We start from the raw sequence: 16,964 nt of genomic DNA, 5'->3' as shown, positions 1-16,964 counted from the left end.
TGGCAGGCTCTCTACGACGACGGAGGATTCGAGTTCGGCGGCGAACCCGGAGAGGCTCGCGCAGGATCCGGCAGCGGCCGGTCAGGCCGTCCGCGCCGCCTCCGGCAGGAGCGCCGCCGCCACCGCCTCGGGCGTCGCGAAGAGGTGGGCCGGCCCCGCGGCCGCCAGCGCCGGCGCCCTCGTGTAGCCCCAGGTCACCGCCCCGAAGGCGAGGCCCGCCCGCGTCGCCGCGGCGTGGTCGCGCAGCTCGTCGCCGAGGCAGAGCACGTCGGCGGAGGGCAAGCCGCTCGCCCGCAGCACGGCCCGGAACCGCCGCGCCTTGCCGAACACGGAGGTGCCGCAGGCGTAAGCGTCGATCAGGCCGGCGCTGTGCGGCCCGAGCACCCGGCGCACCACGTCCTCGCGGTTCGAGCTGACGAGCGCGAGCCCGATGCCGCCGGCCCGCAGGCGGGCGAGCAGGGCGGGGATGCCCGGGAAGGGCGCGAGTTCCGCCGCGTCGCGGGCGGCGAGGCCGTGCATGTGCCGGGCGATCAGCGGCAGCTTCCAGCCCGGGACGCCGAGGCGCCGCATCACCCCCCGCGCGTCCAGGGCGCGCAGGGCCTCGACCTCCTCGGGTACCGGCCGGCGGAAGCCGTAGCGGTCGGCGACGGCCGGGAGCACCCGGGTGAACCACGGGAAGGTGTCGGCGAGGGTGCCGTCGAAGTCGAGGATGACGAGCCGGTAGGGCGGCGCGCCGTCCCGGCCCGCCGGTGCGCCGCCCCTTTCGGCTACCAGCACACGCGGGGCAGCCGGCGCTTCCAGCGCTGGCCGATGCGCAGATCCTCGTCGCCGGGGCGGCGCTTGGCCCGCGGGCGGATCTCGCCGGCCTCGGCGGCCTGCGGCGCGGCCTCGGGGGTCTGGCGATGAGGAACCTGGCGATCGGGGAGTTGGCGATCGGGAACCTGGATCTTCGATTCGATCCGGGGGGCGGCCGGCACGGTGATCGGCGCGGGGGCCTGGATCGGCGCCTCGTCGGGCCAGTCCTCGGGCCAGACGAAGGCCGGGCGCGGGCCGGCGGTGCGGCGCGGCGCCGGCTCGGCGGTCCGGTAGCGCCGCACGCGGGGCAGCTTGGCCTCGGGCTCCGGGGCGGCCTCCGGCTCGGGCTCGGGCTCCGGCGGGGCGATCAGGCTCGGCAGGACGCGCTTGGCGGGAACCGCCTTGGCCGACGTCGCCTTGGCGGAAGCCCGCTGGGCCGGCGCCGCGAAGACCTCGTCGGCGGCCTTGTCGAGGTGAGATTTCTCCGCGGACCTGTCGGCCGAGGGCTTAGCCGAGATCTTGGCGGAAGGCTTGACAGGCGTCTTGGCGAAGACCGAGAGGTCCGGCGGGTCGAAGCGGCCGGACTGGGTGGCGGCGGCGGCCTCCTCGAACAGGCCCGTCCCGGCCCAGAGGTTGCGGCCGGGGGCGGCGGGCTTGCGTTCGGGCTCGGCCGGCACGGCGAGGCTCGCCGCGGGCTTGACGGCGGGGCGCTCGCCCTGAGGCCGCTCGCTGTCGATCAGGGGGGAGGTGCGGCTGCGCTTGATCTCGACCGTGAATGACGGTCTCGCGCGGTGGCGCGTCATTGAATGTCCTGAAGCGATCTGTTCGGAATCAGCAGCCCGCGGCGATGCGCGCGGGCACGATCCTCACTTAGGATGGGTGACCGGGATTGTCCATGCCAAGAATTGATAAAGTCTCAACGGAGGTCACAGTGACGGCATCCGCGTGGTCCGGCGCCCACATTGTTCTGCGGCGCGCGAAGTTCGTTACAATCGTGTCGCAGTCGTCGACCGTGGGGGAGGGCCGCGCGTGACCATCTTCGTGCTCACCGGGGCCGGAATCTCGGCTGAGAGCGGGCTCGGCACCTTCCGGGACCCCGGCGGGCTGTGGCGACGGTTCGACCCGATGCGCCTCGCCACCCCCGAGGCCTTCGCCCGCGAGCCGGAGGAGGTCCACGCCTTCTACAACCTGCGCCGGCGGGGGGTGCGGGAGGCGGAGCCCAACGCCGCCCACGCGGCGCTGGCGCGCCTGGAGGCGGGCCTCGCGGCCCGCGGCGGCCGGCTGTTCCTGTGCACCCAGAACGTCGACGACCTGCACGAGCGCGCCGGCTCGCGGGCGGTCGTCCACATGCACGGCGAGCTGATGCGGGCGCGCTGCACCGCCTGCGGCGCGTCCCGCCCCTCGGCCGAGGATCTGGGCCTCGGCACGGCCTGCCCGGCCTGCGGGCGGCGGGGCGGGATGCGGCCGGACGTGGTGTGGTTCGGCGAGATGCCGCTCCACCTCGAGGCGATCGGAGACGCCCTCGACGCGGCCGACCTGTTCGTCGCCATCGGCACCTCCGGGGCGGTCTACCCGGCGGCGGGCTTCGTGGCGCGGGCCCGCGCGGCCGGGATCCCGACCCGCGAGATCAACCTCGCGCCCTCCGACACCGCCGGGCTGTTCGACACGGCCGATTACGGGCCGGCGACGCGCGCGGTGCCGGATTTCGTGGCGGAGATCCTCGGGGAAGGGCCGGTCAGCGGATCGAGACCCTGACGTCGAGATGGGTGGCGCCGCCGTCCGGGTAGATGATCAGGACGCGGTAGGCGTCGAGACCTTCGTAGTTCTCGGCGGCCTCGAACGTCATCTTGAGGCCCTCGACCTTGCGGGCGTTGCACGCGGCGAGGGCCGAGCCGGGGGTGTAGCGCGGAAAGGACGCCTCGACGGAGAAGCGCACGCTGCCGTGCTTCGGCCCCTCGACGAGGCGGGCCACCACGGGCCCCTGAACGGAGCAGTCCGGGAACAGGCTGGTGAAGAACCCGATGGCCCGGGCCTCGTTCATCGGCACGACCCGGAAATAGGGCGTCACCGGGACGGCGGGGAATCCGCCCGGGGCGGGGGCGGGCGATGCCTCCGGCGGGGCCGGAGCCGGAACCGGAGCGGCCGGACCGGGAGCGGGTTGAGCCGGCGCGCCGGCGCAGGGCAGGGCCGCGAGGCAGGCGAGGGCCCCGATCCAGGGGCCGGAACGGCGGGGTCGCATCCGGGATGCTCCTCGAGGGGCGGCCGGCGCCCGGATCAGGGCGCGTAGGCGCTGGCGGCGGCGGGCAGGGTCTTGGTGGGCGAGGTCTCGGCCGGCAGGCGGACGGCCAGCGGACGGATCGCCGGGCGCAGCCACGGCCCCTCGATGGCGAAGGCGCCGGTCCGCCCGTCGGGGCCGGGCTCGATCCGGGCCTCGGCGCCCAGGCGCCGCTCGGCCAGGAAGACCCGGCCGCCGAGGCTCGCCGTCAGGCCTCCGCCGCGGACCTGGCCCTGGCCGATCTCGGCGACGCCGCCATTCACCGTCAGGCTGACCCGGGCGCGCTCGAAATGGGTCCGCCCGCCCCGGCGCAGGGCGGTGGCGGCGGCCTCGGGGCGCTGGGCGAGGTCGGCGAGGCTCAAGCCCAGGATCTCCCCGCCCTCGACCGTCGCGGCGGCCCGTCCCGCGAGGCGCCCGACGAGGTCGGCGAGGCTCGACCCGGCGCTGTCGAGGGCGACCGAGCCTTGCGCCCGGCCGAGGATCCAGCGCGGCCAGCCGAGATCGGCGAACAGGCCGCCGAGGTCGATCCGGTCGGCGCTGCCCTGGAGCCGCGCGTCGAGGCCGGCCGGCAGGACTGCCAGCGCCGCCCGTCCCTTGACGGTGCCGCCCTGCACGGTGGCGCGCCCCAGCGTCGCCTCCACGGTGCCGTCGCGCACCAGCAGGCCCGCGGCGACGTCCTGCGCCTCGAGGGGGCCGAGGCGGGCGGAGGCCGCGGAGAGGCGCAGGTCGAGGTCGCCGCGGGTGAGGCCGTCGAGGGCGAGCGGCGCCCGGCTCCAGCCGCCGCCGGGCTCGGGCTCGGGCATGAACCCCGAGAGGTCGAGCCGCTCGGCCGCGAGCGTGCCGGTGACGGCGAGCCGTCCCCGCGCCAGGGTCGCGGCGCCGGCGCCCTCGAGGCGGTTGTCGCCGATCCGCACGCGGATGTCAGGCCATTCGACGCCGCCGGGACCGGCCGCGAAGCGGCCCTCGAGGCTCACCGGGCCGGCGAGCGCGGCGGGGCCGGGCGCGATCCCGAGCCAGGCCAGGGTGCCGGGCAGGGCCGGGGTGGCGAAGCGGCCCTGGCCGGACAGGCGCGGGCCGGGCCCGCCCGCCGCCGCATCGTCGGCCGGGGCGGTCCTCGCCCAGACCAGGCTGCCCTCGATCTCGGCGCTGCCCTCGGCCGCGTGGGGGCCGGTCGCGCTCCAGGCGAGCGCCGCGGTGACCGGGGTCTCGGCGCCGGCGGCGAACTCGCGCGGGCGCAGGTCCGACAGGGTCAGCGCCGCCGGCACGCCGCGCCAGGTGAAGTCGGCGGAGAGATCGAGGCCGGCGCTCGGGCGCGGCCAGTTCGCCGCGAGGTTCAGGCCGGTGACCGTCTCCGGCCGGCCGGTGCGGGGATCGCGCCCGGTCAGCGTCGCGTCGACGAGGACGAGGCGGCGCAGGTGCCGGCCGCGGCCGGCGGCGACGCGCGCGGCGAGCCGCGCCGCCGGCTCGGCCCAGTCGCTGCCCGCGCCCGAAGGCAGGGCGATCCGGGCGCGCTCGAGGACGAGGCCGGTGATCTCGGCCCGGCCGGCGAGGAGCCCGGCGAGGCCGAGCTGCACCTGCAGGCCCTCGCTCGCGACGAGGTCGTGGGTGCCGCGGCTGAGCCGCACCCCGGAGAAGCGCAGGGCCGGGGCGGGCAGCAGCGTCACGGTGGCGGGCCCCGCGACCGAGAGGGCCAGGCCGTAGCGCCGCGCCAGGTCCCGCTCCGCGAAGGCGGCCGCCTGCGGGGCTGCGATCGTCCAGGATCGCGAGGCGGCCGCGAGCGCGAGCGCCGCGACGACGGCGCCGCTCAGGGCCAGGGTGGTTCGGCGCGACATCGCTCTCCGGCTGCCGGCGTGGACGAGAACTCGTGCGCCCCCCCGGGCGCCGCCCTGGCCGGCCTCCTGGCCCGCCGGCGGCATACGCCTTCCCGTCGTCCCTATAATCCCTCGTGCGCGCCTTGTCTCCCCGGCACGATTTTCCGGGGTCGCCCAGCGACGGCCCGGACGGGACATTTTCCTCGGGCATGCCGGTGGTGCGACGCCGCAACGATGCTAAACAGGGCGGCGAGGCGCCGCATCCGTGCGGGAACGAGGGCATCCGAGCCCCGGCAGCGCCAATCATTTGGGGAAACGAGGGATGAAGAAGGTATACCCCGACGCCACGGCCGCCCTGGCGGGCGTCCTGCGGGACGGCATGACGATCATGGCCGGCGGCTTCGGCCTCTGCGGCATTCCCGACGTCCTCATCCACGCGGTGCGCGAGAGCGGCGCCAAGGACCTCACGGTCATCTCGAACAATGCCGGCATCGACGGCGTCGGCCTCGGCGTGCTGCTCGAGACCCGCCAGATCCGCAAGATGATCTCGTCCTACGTCGGCGAGAACAAGACCTTCGCCAAGCAGTACCTCGCCGGCGAGCTCGAGATCGAGTTCAACCCGCAGGGCACGCTGGCCGAGCGCATCCGCGCCGGCGGCGCCGGCGTCCCGGCCTTCTTCACCAAGACCGGCGTCGGCACCCTGATCGCCGAGGGCAAGGAGACCCGGGAGTTCGACGGCGAGACCTACGTGATGGAGCGCGGCCTGTTCGCCGACGTCTCGCTGGTCCACGCCTGGAAGGGCGATACGGAAGGCAACCTCGTCTACCGGAAGACCGCCCGCAACTTCAACCCGATGATGGCCTCGGCCTCGCGCATGACCGTCGCCCAGGTCGAGCATCTGGTTAAGCCCGGCGAGATCGATCCCGACCACATCATCACGCCCGGCGTGTTCGTGAAGCGGATGATCCACGTGCCGGACGCGGAGAAGCGCATCGAGCAGCGCACCACCCGCAAGCGCAGCGACGCCGCGCCGAACGCCGAGCCCGCGCCCGCCCCGACGGGCGGCGGCGCCATCTAACGGAGAGGAGACCACCATGGCCTGGACCCGCGACCAGATGGCGGCCCGCGCCGCCCGCGAGCTCGAGGACGGCTTCTACGTCAATCTCGGCATCGGCATCCCGACGCTGGTGTCGAACTACATCCCCGACGGCATGTCGGTGCAGCTCCAGTCCGAGAACGGGATGCTGGGCATGGGCCCGTTCCCGTACGAGGGCGAGGAGGATCCCGACCTCATCAACGCCGGCAAGCAGACCATCACCGAACTGCCGACCACGAGCTACTTCTCGTCGGCCGACTCGTTCGGGATGATCCGCGGCGGGCACATCGACCTGTCGATCCTCGGCGCCATGCAGGTGGCCCAGAACGGCGACCTCGCCAACTGGATGATCCCCGGCAAGATGGTGAAGGGGATGGGCGGCGCGATGGACCTCGTCGCCGGCGTCAAGAAGGTCGTCGTGGTGATGGAGCACGTCGCCAAGGCCAAGGACGGCTCGGAATCCCCGAAGCTGCTCGAGGCCTGCGACCTGCCGCTCACCGGCACCCACGTCGTCGACATGGTCATCACCGATCTCGGCGTCTTCACCATCGACAAGAAGGGCGACGGCGGCATGAGCCTGGTCGAGCTCGCCGACGGCGTCACCGAGGACGAGGTGCGGGCCAAGACCCAAGGCCAGTATCGCGTGGCGCTGAAGAACGCCTGATGGCGGTTTAGTCTTCGAATGACAGCGTCGACATGAAGCACGTCCCCCTCTCCCGTTTGGGAGAGGGGTCAGGGGTGAGGGTGGCTCGGGTTCATGGTCAATCGCCGAGCGTCGAGCTGCGCAGCTCGACGGTCGAGCTCAATCCGGAATCGTCTTCACCCTCACCCCTACCCCTCTCCCAGACGGGAGAGGGGATCCCGCGGCTTATTCGGCATCGATTAGTATTTTGAAATTGTATCAGTGCTGCCCCGGATACGCCGCGTCCAGCACGAACGGGTATGGCCCGTCGAACGCCTCGACGTAGACCATGTGGCTCACGATTCCCGTCTCCGGCGCGTAGCGGTGGAGCAGGTAGGCCGGCGGCTCGAAGACGAGCGCACCCTCGTGCTCCGGCGTCAGATCGAAGGCGACCTGGTGGGTCACGCTCGGGGCGATCTGGGCGATCGTGCCGGCGTAGCGGGTCACGATCGGCCGGTGGTGGTGGCCGCACAGGATCCGCTCGATGCAGGTCTCACCGGCGATCAGCCGCCGGAACGGCGCCTCGCCGTCGAGGAGCCGGATCTCGTCCATGTGGACGAGGCCGCATGCGAAGGGCGGGTGGTGCATGAACACCAGGGTCGGGCGGCCGTCGCCGCCGGCGAGCGCCCGCTCGAGGAAGCCGAGGCGCTCCGTGCACAGCGCGCCGTGGCTCGCGCCCGCGACCAGCGTGTCGAGGGCGATCAGGCGGACCGGGTGATCCTCGATCGTGTACTGGACGAAGGTCCCGGTCGCGCCCGGCATCCAGGCCGCCGGCAGGGTTTCGCGCATGGTCTCGCGCCGGTCGTGGTTGCCGGGCACGACGAGGACCGGCATCGGCAGGCGGGCGAGCAGGCCGCGCAGTTCCTCATACTCTTCCCGAAGTCCGCAATCGGTGAGGTCGCCGGAGACCAGCACGAGGTCGGGCCGGGGATCGAGGGCGATGAGGTGCGCCACCGCGCGGGCGACCATCCGGTTGGTCTCGGAGACCCGGTAGGCCGGCAGCCCGCGGGGGCGCACGTGCAGGTCGGTGATCTGGGCGATGAGCATGGTGGGGGTCCGTTTGTTCTTCGATCGCAACGCCCTTTCCCGGACGACGCAGGCCTGTCCGGTGAAGGAAGAAGCGCGGGTTTCTCCTCTCCCCGCGGGCGGGGAGAGGCCTTCACCCCCCTCGTCGGGGGTGAGGGGAGCGGAGGCGAAAGCCGGAGCGAGGGTGAGGGGGGCGCCGGATGAGGCTCCCCCGGAAACACCCCCTCACCCTCGCGGCGAACCTGCGGTTCGCTGCTCCCTGAGCCCCTTCGGAGCTCAGGCCTCTCCCCGCCCGCGGGGAGAGGGGAATCCGCGCCACGAATCTTTCCCCGGACAGTCCTACGAACGATGGGAGCGAAGCGGGCGGAACTCCGGGAATGGGTTGCGTCTAAACCGAGGCGCGCCTCACTCCGCGCCCGGCAGGCGGAGCGCAGTGTCCTCGACGTAGGGGCGCATCAGGGCGTCGGCGGCCTTCTGGGCGGCGGCGAGCGCCTCCTTCGGCTGGCGCTTGCCCGCGAGCACCGCCTGCAGCTCGTCCTCGATCGCCTTGCGCACCGGCACGGTGCGGTAGGTGGCAAACCACGGCTTGGCGTTGGCGAGCTGGTCCACCGCGATCCTGGCGTCCGGGTTCTTGTCGAGGAAGGCCTTCATCTCGGGGAGGTCGTAGGCCGCCTTGTTGGGGGCGAAGTAGCCCGTGGCGCGGCTCCACCAGCCCGACGTCTCGGGCGAGGTCAGCCACTGGATCAGGGTCCAGCCGGCGGCGCGCTTCTCGGGCGAGAGGCCGGTCGGCTGCACCAGCGAGGCGCCGCCGATCGGCACCGCCTGGCGCACGTTCATCGGCACGAAGGCGACCTTGAACGGGAACTTGGCGGTGTCGCGGATGAAGGTGAGCGAGCCCGTCGAGATGATCATCATCGAGGCCTGGCCGGCCAGGAACGCGCCGGTCACCGCCGGGCCCTTCTGCTCGCCGGCCGGGTGCACCTTGGCCTTGTGCACGAGGTCCGACCAGAAGGTGAGGGCGCCGAGCATGGTCGGGGTGTCGTAATAGACCTCGCCGCCGTACTCCTCGTTGTAGTAGCGCCCGCCGTTCGACATCGTCAGGGCTTCGAGGATCCAGCCGCCGTAATCGTAGTTCGAGGGCATCATCAGGCCCCAGCGGGTGGTGCGCTCGCCCTCGCGCCTCGTCAGCGTGCGGGCGGCGTCGTACAGCTCGGCCCAGGTGCGCGGCGGCTTGTCGGGGTCGAGGCCGGCTTGCCTGAAGTGGTCGGCGTTGATGTAGAGCAGCGGGGTCGAGTTGTGAAACGGCACGCCGTAGACCTTGCGGTCGATGACGGCGTTGGGGAGGAGCGCCGGGAAGAACCGGCCGGTGAAGGCGTCCTGGCTCTTGCCGTCCTTCTCGATCAGGTCATCCATCGGCGCGATCTCGCGCTCGATGGCGAGGTCGGTGAGGAAGTTCGCCGACATGATGACCGCCGCCGGCGGCTTGCCGGCCTTGATCGCCGCGCGGGTCTTGAGCAGCGTGTCGTCGTAGGATCCGGTGAAGACCGGAATCGCCTTGATGTCCGGGTGGGAGTCGTTGAACTCCTTGATCAGCCCCGACATGTTGCGGGCGAGCGCCCCGTCCACCGGGACGGGGAAGAACAGCTCGATATCGGTCGCGTATGCCGCGCGCGGCGCGGCGAGGCCCGCCGCCGCGACGAGCGCGAGGGCGGCGCCCTTCCACCAGGAGATCATCGTCGTGTCCTCTACTTGATGCCGGAGGCGAGGAAGCTGTTCACGAACCGGCGCTGGAAGATCAGGAAGGCGGCGAGCAGCGGCAGGCTGACCAGGAAGGTGCCGGCCGCGATCAGCCCCCAGGCCTGCATGCCCTCGGCGCTGAGCGTGAAGCTCGCCAGCCCGAGGGTGAGGGGCCGCCTGTCGGGGGAGTTGATGACCATCAGCGGCCACAGGAACTCGTTCCAGTGGCTGGTAACGGAGACGATCGAGAAGGCGACGAGCGCGGGCTTCGTCAGCGGCAGGTAGATGAGGCGGATGCGCGCCCACCAGCCTGCCCCGTCGATCATCGCGGCGTCCTCGAGCTCGCGCGGCACCTCGCGGAAGCTCTGGCGCATCAGGAAGGTGCCGAAGGCGGTGGCGCAGTAGGGCGCCATCACGCCCGGCAGGGTGTCGTAGAGGCCGAGCGCCGCGATGGTCTTCAGGTTCGGCACCAGCAGCACCACCGGCACCAGCATCAGCTGGACCAGGAACAGGCCGAACAGCAGCCCGCGGCCGGGAAACTCGAGGCGCGCGAAGACGTAGCCGGCGAGCGAGGCAGTGACGAGCTGCACCAGGAGGATGCCGGCGCAGATCACGAGGGAATTGAGGAAGTAGAGCGGGAAGTCGGCCGAGGCCCAGGCCTCGGCGAAGTTGGCGAGCGTCGGCGCCAAGGAGGGCAGGAGCGAGGCGTCGGCCCCCGACCCCGCCGGCCGGAACGCCGCCACCAGCATCCACCAGAACGGCACCGCCCAGACCAGCGCCAGGCCGGCGACGAGCCAGCGGGCGAGGCGGGGCGTGACCTCGCGGGTCACCGGGCCGGCAAGGGGGCTCGTCGGCGCGCTCATCGGGCCGCCTCCGGGCCCTGGCCGCGGGCGAGCGACAGGGCGGTGAGGGCTGCGAGGAGGCCCAGCGTCACGACGGTGGCGGCGGCGGCGCGGCCGGCATCGTAGCGCTCGGCGGCCTGCTCGTAGATGTAGAACAGGAGGAGCTTCGTCGCGTCCGAGGGACCGCCCTTCGTCAGCACGAAGACGTGGTCGACCTGCGTCACCGCGTTGAGGAGCGCGATCACCCCGACGAAGGCGAAGGTGGGACGCAAAGCCGGCAGCGTGACGTAGCGCAGGCGCTGCCAGGGCCCTGCGCCGTCGAGGAGCGCGGCTTCCCGGGCCTCGTCGGGGATCGCCTGCAGGCCCGCCAGGATGAACAGCATGTAGTAGCCGGCATTCTTCCACACGGTCAGCACCGTGATGGCGGCGAGCGCGAGATCGGGATCGCCGAGCCAGTTGGCGCCGGCGAATCCGAGCCGGGCGAGGTGGTGGTCGATGAGGCCGATGCCGGGCAGGAACAGGAACAGGAACAGCGCGGCGGCCGCCACCAGCGGAATCATCACCGGCAGGAAGAACACGGCCCGCATCAGGGCCCGGACCCGGCCGGCCCCGTTGAGCGCGAGCGCGACGGCGAGCGCCAGAACCAGGCTCGGCACCACCGTGCCCAGCGCGTAGAGGCCGTTGTTGAGGAGCGCGCGCCGGAAGGTCGGGTCGGAGAACAGCGCCTCGAAGTTGGCGAGGCCCACGAAGCGGGTGCCCCGGCGCGTCACCGCGTGGGTCGCGTCCCACAGGACCTCGACCACAGGCCAGTAGGTGAACAGGGCCAGGAAGACGAGGGACGGGCTCAGCAGCGCGAGCGGCAGGGCGAGGCCGGCCCAGGGCCGCCTTGCCGCGCGTGCGGCGGGGGGCTCGGCCGGGACCGCTGCCGGAATCGTGTCGAGGACGTGGGTCAAAGGGGTCCGCCGGGCTGTCGTGACGGCTGCGTCATCGGGCGGTTTCGTGACAGGCGGATGAAATCGCATCCGGCCCGGGCCGTATTCCGGCCGATGCCGTGCCCGACCTGCGGCGCGGGCATCGTTTCGGCGGCGTGACGGCAAGTTGCGCGAGGTGGAATCTTATCGGCTCAACGACAACCCTGGCTGGCACGAGGCCGGGGCGGGCCGGCAAGATCTTGCTGGATCGACGAGAAGCGGCCTCACTGACGTTGCGGAACTGGGCTTCGCGCCCGAGGGTCCGGCCGGGCTTGCCCGCGCGCGACCGGGCGGTGAATCTCGGCCGAAAGGGGTTCTGCGGGTGAATCGTCATGCCGGAGCACGGAGACCGGGCGTTCCTGGAGGAAATGCTGGCGCCCCTCGGCGGCGTCTCGGTCCGCCGGATGTTCGGCGGGCTCGGGCTGTTCCGCGAGGGCCTGATGTTCGGGCTCGTCGCGCGCGGCGCGCCGTCCCTGAAGGCGGCGCCCGACGAGAGGGCCGCCTTCGCGGCGGAGGGCGGCGCGCCGTTCTCCTACGCCTGGGCGGACGGCCGGACGACGGTCATCGCCTCCTGCCGGCGGGCGCCGGACCGGCTCGGCGACGACCCGGAGGCATTCGCGGTCCGGGCGCGCCGGGCCTGCGCGGCGGCGCGAGGCGCCGACCGGGCGAAACCGGCGCGGCGGCGAAGGGCAGGGGACCCGACCGGCTGATCCCGCCGCGTCCGGCACGGCGCGGCCCGCGGCGGGCCTTGACTGAGAGCGCACTCGAACCTGTAGCGTCGTGACCATCCTGAAGGGAGGACGGTCGCCTCATGAAGATCGGCGAGCTCGCGAAGCGGTCCGGGCTCTCGGCCCACACCATCCGCTACTACGAGAAGATCGGGCTCCTGCCCTATGCGAGCCGGGACCGGTCGAGCCGGCGCGACTACGACGCCTCGATCCTGTCCTGGATCGCCTTCCTGCGGCGCCTCAAGACGACCGGGATGCCGATCCGCGACATGCTGCGTTACGCGCGCCTGCGCGAGGGCGGCGGCGGGACGGACGCGGAGCGGCGCGCGTTGCTGGAGACCCATCGCGACCGGGTCCGGGCGCAGGTCGCGGACCTGCAGGCCTGCCTCCTCACCCTCGACGCCAAGATCGCCGGCTACGCGGCGCCCCGACAGGCTTCACCCGAGAGGACCGACGACGATGACGCACCACCCCATGAACGCAGAACCCCGGAACCCAGAACCCCCGAGCACGGAACCCCGGAGCAACGGCGAGAGCCGGCTCGCGCGCGGCCGGCGCGCGCTCGCTGAGATCGACGGCGAGGCCGGGCACGCCGTGGTGGCGGCCCTCGCCGACATCGCGCCGGACTTCGCCACCTACCTGTTCGAGTTCCCCTTCGGCGACATCTATTCCCGGCCCGGCCTGACCCTGCGCGACCGCGAGATCGCCACCATCGCGGCGCTGACCGCGATGGGCAATGCCGCGCCGCAGCTGCGGGTCCACATCGAGGCCGGCCTGAATGTCGGGCTCACCCGCGAGGAGATCACCGAGACCGTCGTGCAGATGGCGGTCTATGCCGGGTTCCCGGCCGCCCTCAACGGTCTCTTCGCGGCCAAGGAGGTGTTCGCGCGCCGGTTCCCGCCCGCGGAAGGCGTGCTCAGCGAAGGCTCACCCGCATCGGCATCCCCTCCGCCGGGCGTAGAGTGATGCGCTGCTTGAGCACCGGCAGGTAGCCGGGCCTGAGCGAGAAGCGCAACGAGCGGACCAGCACCGCAAGGATCGCCACCGCCTCGGAGAGCGCGAAGCCCATGCCGATGCAGATCCGCGGGCCGGCCGCGAAGGGCAGGTAGGCGTAGCGGTCGCGGGCCTTGGCGGCCTCGGGGGCGAAGCGGGCGGGGTCGAAGCGCTCCGGCTCGTCCCACAGGGCGGCGTGGCGGTGCACGGCGTAGATCGGGACCGTGATCGGCGTGCCGGCCTTGACCGGCGTCCCGCCGAGGTCGACGTCGCGGAGTGCCGCCCGCACCACCACCGGCACCGGCGGGTAGAGCCGCATCGCCTCGAGGACCACCTGGCGGGTGTAGGACAGGGTGTCGACGTGGTCGGCCTCGAGCGGCCCGCCGCCGGTCACCGCCTCGACCTCGGCGGCGACCCGCGCCTCGCTCTCGGGGTGGTGGGCGAGCAGGTAGAACGCCCAGGTGAGGGCGAGCGCCGTGGTCTCGTGGCCGGCGGTGACGAAGGTCAGCAGGTTGTCGGCGACGTCGCGGTCGTCCATCGCCTGGCCGGTCTCCGGGTCGCGGGCGGCGAGCAGCAGGCTCATCAGGTCGTTGCGCCCTTCCGTACCGGCGCGGCGCCCCTCCGCGGCGAGGCGGAACAGCGCGTCGCGCAGGTACATCTTGGCCCGCTCGGCCTTGGCCCGGCCCGGATAGGGCATCCAGGTCGGCGCGCGCAGAAGCGTGAGGCCGAAGACCCAGCTCGTCGATTCGAGGTAGTCGGTGATGCCGCGCTCGACCCGGGCGGCGTCGATGGCGCCGGCCCCCGAGAGCATCGTCTCGACGATGATCTCGAAGGTGGTGCGCATCATCGTCTGGGCGACATCGACCTCACCCCTGCCCGCATCCGCCGCGAGGGCGTCGCGGGTGCGCTCGGCGGCGGCGATCATCGCCGGCACGAAGCTGCGGATGCGCTCGGCCCGGAAGATCGGCGCCGCCGCCCGGCGTTGCCAGCGCCAGCGCGCCCCGTCGGCGGTCAGGATCGCGTCGCCGAGCGCCGGAGAGAGGGCGCGGCGCAAGACCTCCGACTTCTCGAACGCGTCGGCCTCGTCGACCATCACCTGCCGGATCAGGTTCGGGGCCATCACGAACAGGCTGGTATTGCCGAGGAAGTCGGAGACGTAGAGCGGCTCGCGGTAGATCGCCTCGGGCCAGGCCTCGAGCGGGTTGCGCACGATGGTCCGGAACAGCCGCCACGGCCCGAGCGGCCGGGCCGGCGGCGTGATCCGGGCGAGGACCGGCGGCGGCCCCTCGGGCGCCGGACGGAATTGGGACGGGTGCGCGTTCATGGCTCGCCTGGGTTCGGTCCCGACGGTGACCGGGAGCCTTCCCCTTGTCTCCTACCCCATCTGGGCGTGAGCGTGACGGGGAAACGCGCGCCGCCCGGTGCGCGTTGGCACCGACGACACACGGAGCCGCGTCATGCAGGCCGCCTTCGACCGCACCACCCTCGACCGCCTGATCGCCCTCGGCCGGAGCCGGGGCGGGCTGACGCCCGACGACCTGCGCCGGGCGCTCCCGGTCGACCGGATGAGCGCCGAGGACATCGCCCTGGTGCTGATCGAGCTGGAGGAGGCCGGGGTTCCGGTCGATCCGGACGAGGTCCTGCTGCAGCAAGGCCGGCCTCTGCCGCCCGCCGGCGCGATCCGGCTGCCGGAGCCGCCGCCGCCCGAGGCCGCGGCGCCCACCCCCGAATCGCCTCCCGCCGCGACGGCGGCCTCGGCTCCGGCCCCCCGCAGGGCCGCGCCCGGACCGGCCCGGGGCGGCGCGCACCGGGCGGTGGTCCTGGCCGGCCTGGCCGCGCTCGTCCTCGCCGTCGTCGTCCTGGCGCTCCTCGCGATGCGGGCTTGAGGCCGTGGCCGGCGGGTCGCTGGCTCCTATATCCCGATGCCTCTCGGAGACATTCGCATCCATGACCGGCCCCGCCTACCGCTTCGGCATCGAGGAGGAGTTCTTCCTGGCGGATGCCGCGACCCGCGGCACGCCGGGTCCCGCTGTGCGGGGCTTCCACGCCGCCGCCAAGGCCCTGCTGCCGGCAGCCGAGCGCGAGTTGCTGCAGAGCCAGATCGAGATCGCGACGCCGCCGGCGACGACGCCCGAGGAGGCCCGGGCCGGCCTCGCGTCCCTGCGCCGGGGGCTCGCCGAGATCGGGCGGGCGCACGGCATCCTGGTCTTTGCCGCCGGCACCCATCCGGGCGCCGCCTGGGACGCGCAATCCCCGACCGACGGGGCGCGCTACCACGGCATCCTCGACGAGGTGCGGATGGTCGGGCAGCGCACGCTGGTGAGCGGCATGCACGTCCACGTCGAGGTCGCGCGGCCCGACGACCGGGTCGACCTGATGAACCGGCTGCTGCCGTTCCTGCCGGTGCTGCTCGCGCTCTCGGTCTCCTCGCCGTTCTGGGAGGGGCGCGACACCGGCCTGTGCGGCTACCGCCTCAGCGTGTTCGGCGAGATGCCGCGCACCGGCCTGCCCGACCTGTTCGCCAGCAACGCCGAGTTCGAGCGCTACGTCGCGGTGATGCGGGAAGCGGGCGCCATCCAGGATGCGAGCTTCCTGTGGTGGCACCTGCGGCCCTCGATCCGCTACCCGACGCTCGAGCTGCGCATCGCCGACGGCTGCACCCGGGTCGACGACGCGGTGGCGATCGCCGGCCTCTACCGCTGCCTCGTGCGCGCCGCCGAGCGCCGCCCCGACCTCCATGCCGGCCTCGACGGGGTCGCCCGGGCTCTGCTCCGCGAGAACCTGTGGCGGGCCCAGCGCGACGGCGTGCGCGCCGCCCTGATCGATCCGGACGCTGGCCGCGCGGTGCCGTTCGAAGAGGCCCTGGAGGGCGTGCTGGCGCTCGTCGCCGAGGACGCGGCGGCGCTCGGCTGCGCGCAAGCCCTCGACGAGGCCCGCCGCATCGCCCGCGACGGCACCAGCGCCGATCGCCAGCGCGCGGCCTACGCGGCGGCGCGGGGCGAGGACGGCGAGGACGCGGCCGGCATCGCCGCGGTGGTGGATGCGCTCGCGCGGGAGACCGAGGGGCGGGCGGCGTGAGGCCGGGGTCGGGGCAGGGCGCTCACCCCCGCCGCGCCCCGATGAAGTCCACGAAGGCCCGCAGCGGCGCCGGCAGGTAGCGCCGGCCCGGATAGTACAGGAACGGCCCCGAGAACCGCGGCCACCACGGCTCGAGGACGGGTTCGAGCGCCCCGCTGTCGAGGTGGGGCCGCAGCCAGTCCTCGAACAGGGTGATGACCCCGACCCCCGCGAGCGCGGCCTCGACCGCGAGGTCGGTCGCGGTGCCGACCCGCACGGTGAGCGGGCCGCCCGGCTCGATCCGCACGGTCTCGCCGTCGCGCTCGAACTCCCACTCGGTCGAGGCGCCGCTGGCGAAGCGGCCGCGCAGGCAGGCATGCTCCAGGAGGTCGCGCGGATGCGCCGGCCGGCCGCGCCGGTCGAGATAGGCCGGCGCCGCGGCCGTCGCGAAGCGTTGCGAGCGCGGGCCGATCGGCACCGCGATCATGTCCGGCTCCAGGCGCTCCTCGTAGCGGATGCCGGCATCGCAGCCCGCCGCCAGCACGTCGACGAACCCGTCCTCGGCGACCACGTCGAGGTGGATGTCGGGATAGGCGGCGAGGAAGGGCGGGACGATCTTCGGCAGCACCAGCCGCGCCGCGCTCACCGGCACGTTGAGGCGCAAGCTCCCGGCCGGCCGGTCGCGAAAGCCGTTGACCACGTCGAGGGCCGCCGCGACCTCGCCGAGAGCCGGCTTCAACCGCTCGAGCAGCCGCGCCCCGGCCTCGGTCGGCGCGACGCTGCGGGTCGTCCGGTTGAGGAGCCGGACGCCGAACCCCGCCTCGAGCCGGCGCAAGGCCTCGCTCAGGGACGAGGCGCTGGCGTTGCCGGCGCGCGCCGCCTCGCGAAAACCGCCGGCCTCCGCCACCGCCACGAAGGCGGCCAAGTCTCCCAGATCCGCCGCCATCGTTC

The 16,964-nt window shown here is 73.3% G+C and carries 18 protein-coding genes; 8 read left to right on the top strand and 10 right to left on the bottom strand.

From position 1 onward, the window contains the following. Window positions 1-81 precede the first annotated feature (81 nt). On the bottom strand, window positions 82-777 hold the full coding sequence (locus DK419_RS25635) for an HAD hydrolase-like protein (RefSeq protein ID WP_245442716.1): 696 nt from the start codon (window positions 775-777) through the stop codon (window positions 82-84). Then, on the bottom strand, window positions 768-1,598 hold the full coding sequence (locus DK419_RS25630; protein ID WP_109961585.1) for a hypothetical protein: 831 nt from the start codon (window positions 1,596-1,598) through the stop codon (window positions 768-770). The genes DK419_RS25635 and DK419_RS25630 overlap by 10 nt, the downstream gene beginning before the upstream one ends. A gap of 226 nt (window positions 1,599-1,824) precedes the next feature. Between DK419_RS25630 and DK419_RS25625 the strand changes: the two genes are divergently transcribed. Beyond that, entirely contained in the window at window positions 1,825-2,550 is a 726-nt protein-coding gene (locus DK419_RS25625) for an NAD-dependent deacylase (RefSeq protein ID WP_109961584.1), read from the top strand. Here DK419_RS25625 and DK419_RS25620 read toward each other — a convergent pair. Together DK419_RS25620 and DK419_RS25615 are read right to left on the bottom strand one after the other, a co-directional pair. Further along, a complete protein-coding gene (locus DK419_RS25620) occupies window positions 2,531-3,034 on the bottom strand; it encodes a hypothetical protein (protein WP_162561404.1) in 504 nt (167 codons plus the stop codon). The genes DK419_RS25625 and DK419_RS25620 overlap by 20 nt on opposite strands. A gap of 35 nt (window positions 3,035-3,069) precedes the next feature. Beyond that, window positions 3,070-4,902: an AsmA family protein gene (locus DK419_RS25615; protein WP_109961582.1), complete on the bottom strand. Its 1,833-nt coding sequence runs from the start codon at window positions 4,900-4,902 to the stop codon at window positions 3,070-3,072. A 301-nt stretch (window positions 4,903-5,203) separates the two neighbouring features. Here DK419_RS25615 and DK419_RS25610 point away from each other — a divergent pair, with 301 nt between their 5' ends. Both DK419_RS25610 and DK419_RS25605 read left to right on the top strand, forming a co-directional pair. Beyond that, window positions 5,204-5,959 carry a CoA transferase subunit A gene (locus tag DK419_RS25610; protein ID WP_109961581.1) on the top strand — a complete coding sequence of 252 codons (756 nt, stop codon included), beginning with the start codon at window positions 5,204-5,206 and terminating at the stop codon, window positions 5,957-5,959. Window positions 5,960-5,975: 16 nt separating this feature from the next. Next, window positions 5,976-6,641 (top strand): 3-oxoacid CoA-transferase subunit B, encoded by a 666-nt coding sequence (locus DK419_RS25605; protein ID WP_109961580.1) that lies wholly within the window; start codon window positions 5,976-5,978, stop codon window positions 6,639-6,641. 237 nt (window positions 6,642-6,878) lie between these two features. Here the strand turns inward: DK419_RS25605 and DK419_RS25600 are convergent, their stop codons facing one another. From DK419_RS25600 to DK419_RS25585, 4 genes are all read right to left on the bottom strand, one after another. Continuing rightward, window positions 6,879-7,706, bottom strand: a complete 828-nt coding sequence (locus tag DK419_RS25600) for a phosphodiesterase (RefSeq protein ID WP_109961579.1) — start codon at window positions 7,704-7,706, stop codon at window positions 6,879-6,881. 384 nt (window positions 7,707-8,090) lie between these two features. Next, window positions 8,091-9,419, bottom strand: a complete 1,329-nt coding sequence (locus DK419_RS25595; RefSeq protein WP_109961578.1) for an ABC transporter substrate-binding protein — start codon at window positions 9,417-9,419, stop codon at window positions 8,091-8,093. A gap of 11 nt (window positions 9,420-9,430) precedes the next feature. Next, window positions 9,431-10,285 (bottom strand): carbohydrate ABC transporter permease, encoded by an 855-nt coding sequence (locus DK419_RS25590; RefSeq protein ID WP_109961577.1) that lies wholly within the window; start codon window positions 10,283-10,285, stop codon window positions 9,431-9,433. Then, window positions 10,282-11,127 (bottom strand): carbohydrate ABC transporter permease, encoded by an 846-nt coding sequence (locus tag DK419_RS25585; RefSeq protein WP_245443065.1) that lies wholly within the window; start codon window positions 11,125-11,127, stop codon window positions 10,282-10,284. Before DK419_RS25585 ends, DK419_RS25590 begins: the two co-directional genes overlap by 4 nt. 440 nt (window positions 11,128-11,567) lie before the next feature. Between DK419_RS25585 and DK419_RS25580 the strand changes: the two genes are divergently transcribed. The 3 genes from DK419_RS25580 (at window position 11,568) to DK419_RS25570 (ending at window position 12,929) form a co-directional block, all read left to right on the top strand. Then, the gene (locus DK419_RS25580) at window positions 11,568-11,945 is read left to right on the top strand and encodes a TfoX/Sxy family protein (protein ID WP_245442715.1); all 378 of its coding nucleotides are present in this window, start codon (window positions 11,568-11,570) and stop codon (window positions 11,943-11,945) included. A 101-nt stretch (window positions 11,946-12,046) separates the two neighbouring features. Next, window positions 12,047-12,532: a MerR family transcriptional regulator gene (locus DK419_RS25575; RefSeq protein ID WP_109961574.1), complete on the top strand. Its 486-nt coding sequence runs from the start codon at window positions 12,047-12,049 to the stop codon at window positions 12,530-12,532. Beyond that, window positions 12,438-12,929, top strand: coding sequence for a carboxymuconolactone decarboxylase family protein (locus tag DK419_RS25570; RefSeq protein ID WP_109961573.1), 492 nt, complete (start codon window positions 12,438-12,440; stop codon window positions 12,927-12,929). The genes DK419_RS25575 and DK419_RS25570 overlap by 95 nt, the downstream gene beginning before the upstream one ends. On the opposite strand, the gene DK419_RS25565 is transcribed toward DK419_RS25570, so the two are convergent. Further along, window positions 12,880-14,280 (bottom strand): cytochrome P450, encoded by a 1,401-nt coding sequence (locus tag DK419_RS25565; protein WP_109961572.1) that lies wholly within the window; start codon window positions 14,278-14,280, stop codon window positions 12,880-12,882. The genes DK419_RS25570 and DK419_RS25565 overlap by 50 nt on opposite strands. Window positions 14,281-14,413: 133 nt before the next feature. On the opposite strand from DK419_RS25565, the gene DK419_RS25560 reads away from it, so the two are divergent. Together DK419_RS25560 and DK419_RS25555 are read left to right on the top strand one after the other, a co-directional pair. Next, a complete protein-coding gene (locus tag DK419_RS25560; protein WP_109961571.1) occupies window positions 14,414-14,842 on the top strand; it encodes an RNA polymerase sigma factor region1.1 domain-containing protein in 429 nt (142 codons plus the stop codon). A gap of 61 nt (window positions 14,843-14,903) precedes the next feature. Further along, complete coding sequence (locus DK419_RS25555) at window positions 14,904-16,034, top strand: carboxylate-amine ligase (protein WP_109961570.1); 1,131 nt, start codon at window positions 14,904-14,906, stop codon at window positions 16,032-16,034. Between the two features lie 22 nt (window positions 16,035-16,056). On the opposite strand, the gene DK419_RS25550 is transcribed toward DK419_RS25555, so the two are convergent. Continuing rightward, a complete protein-coding gene (locus DK419_RS25550) occupies window positions 16,057-16,959 on the bottom strand; it encodes a LysR family transcriptional regulator (protein ID WP_109961569.1) in 903 nt (300 codons plus the stop codon). Between the last annotated feature and the right edge of the window lie 5 nt (window positions 16,960-16,964).

This window comes from Methylobacterium terrae (genome assembly GCF_003173755.1).
Taxonomy (GTDB): domain Bacteria; phylum Pseudomonadota; class Alphaproteobacteria; order Rhizobiales; family Beijerinckiaceae; genus Methylobacterium; species Methylobacterium terrae.
This window is presented reverse-complemented; position numbering and strand designations above follow the sequence as displayed.

Excerpts from the sequence above, each read along its gene's own strand:
- DK419_RS25555 (WP_109961570.1), top strand. The coding sequence starts at position 14,904 with ATGACCGGCCCCGCCTACCGCTTCGGCATCGAGGAGGAGTTCTTCCTG.
- DK419_RS25620 (WP_162561404.1), bottom strand. The coding sequence starts at position 3,034 with ATGCGACCCCGCCGTTCCGGCCCCTGGATCGGGGCCCTCGCCTGCCTC.
- DK419_RS25565 (WP_109961572.1), bottom strand. The coding sequence starts at position 14,280 with ATGAACGCGCACCCGTCCCAATTCCGTCCGGCGCCCGAGGGGCCGCCG.
- DK419_RS25605 (WP_109961580.1), top strand. The coding sequence starts at position 5,976 with ATGGCCTGGACCCGCGACCAGATGGCGGCCCGCGCCGCCCGCGAGCTC.
- DK419_RS25580 (WP_245442715.1), top strand. The coding sequence starts at position 11,568 with ATGCCGGAGCACGGAGACCGGGCGTTCCTGGAGGAAATGCTGGCGCCC.
- DK419_RS25630 (WP_109961585.1), bottom strand. The coding sequence starts at position 1,598 with ATGACGCGCCACCGCGCGAGACCGTCATTCACGGTCGAGATCAAGCGC.
- DK419_RS25575 (WP_109961574.1), top strand. The coding sequence starts at position 12,047 with ATGAAGATCGGCGAGCTCGCGAAGCGGTCCGGGCTCTCGGCCCACACC.
- DK419_RS25615 (WP_109961582.1), bottom strand. The coding sequence starts at position 4,902 with ATGTCGCGCCGAACCACCCTGGCCCTGAGCGGCGCCGTCGTCGCGGCG.
- DK419_RS25550 (WP_109961569.1), bottom strand. The coding sequence starts at position 16,959 with ATGGCGGCGGATCTGGGAGACTTGGCCGCCTTCGTGGCGGTGGCGGAG.
- DK419_RS25590 (WP_109961577.1), bottom strand. The coding sequence starts at position 10,285 with ATGAGCGCGCCGACGAGCCCCCTTGCCGGCCCGGTGACCCGCGAGGTC.
- DK419_RS25610 (WP_109961581.1), top strand. The coding sequence starts at position 5,204 with ATGAAGAAGGTATACCCCGACGCCACGGCCGCCCTGGCGGGCGTCCTG.
- DK419_RS25600 (WP_109961579.1), bottom strand. The coding sequence starts at position 7,706 with ATGCTCATCGCCCAGATCACCGACCTGCACGTGCGCCCCCGCGGGCTG.
- DK419_RS25560 (WP_109961571.1), top strand. The coding sequence starts at position 14,414 with ATGCAGGCCGCCTTCGACCGCACCACCCTCGACCGCCTGATCGCCCTC.
- DK419_RS25570 (WP_109961573.1), top strand. The coding sequence starts at position 12,438 with ATGAACGCAGAACCCCGGAACCCAGAACCCCCGAGCACGGAACCCCGG.
- DK419_RS25595 (WP_109961578.1), bottom strand. The coding sequence starts at position 9,419 with ATGATCTCCTGGTGGAAGGGCGCCGCCCTCGCGCTCGTCGCGGCGGCG.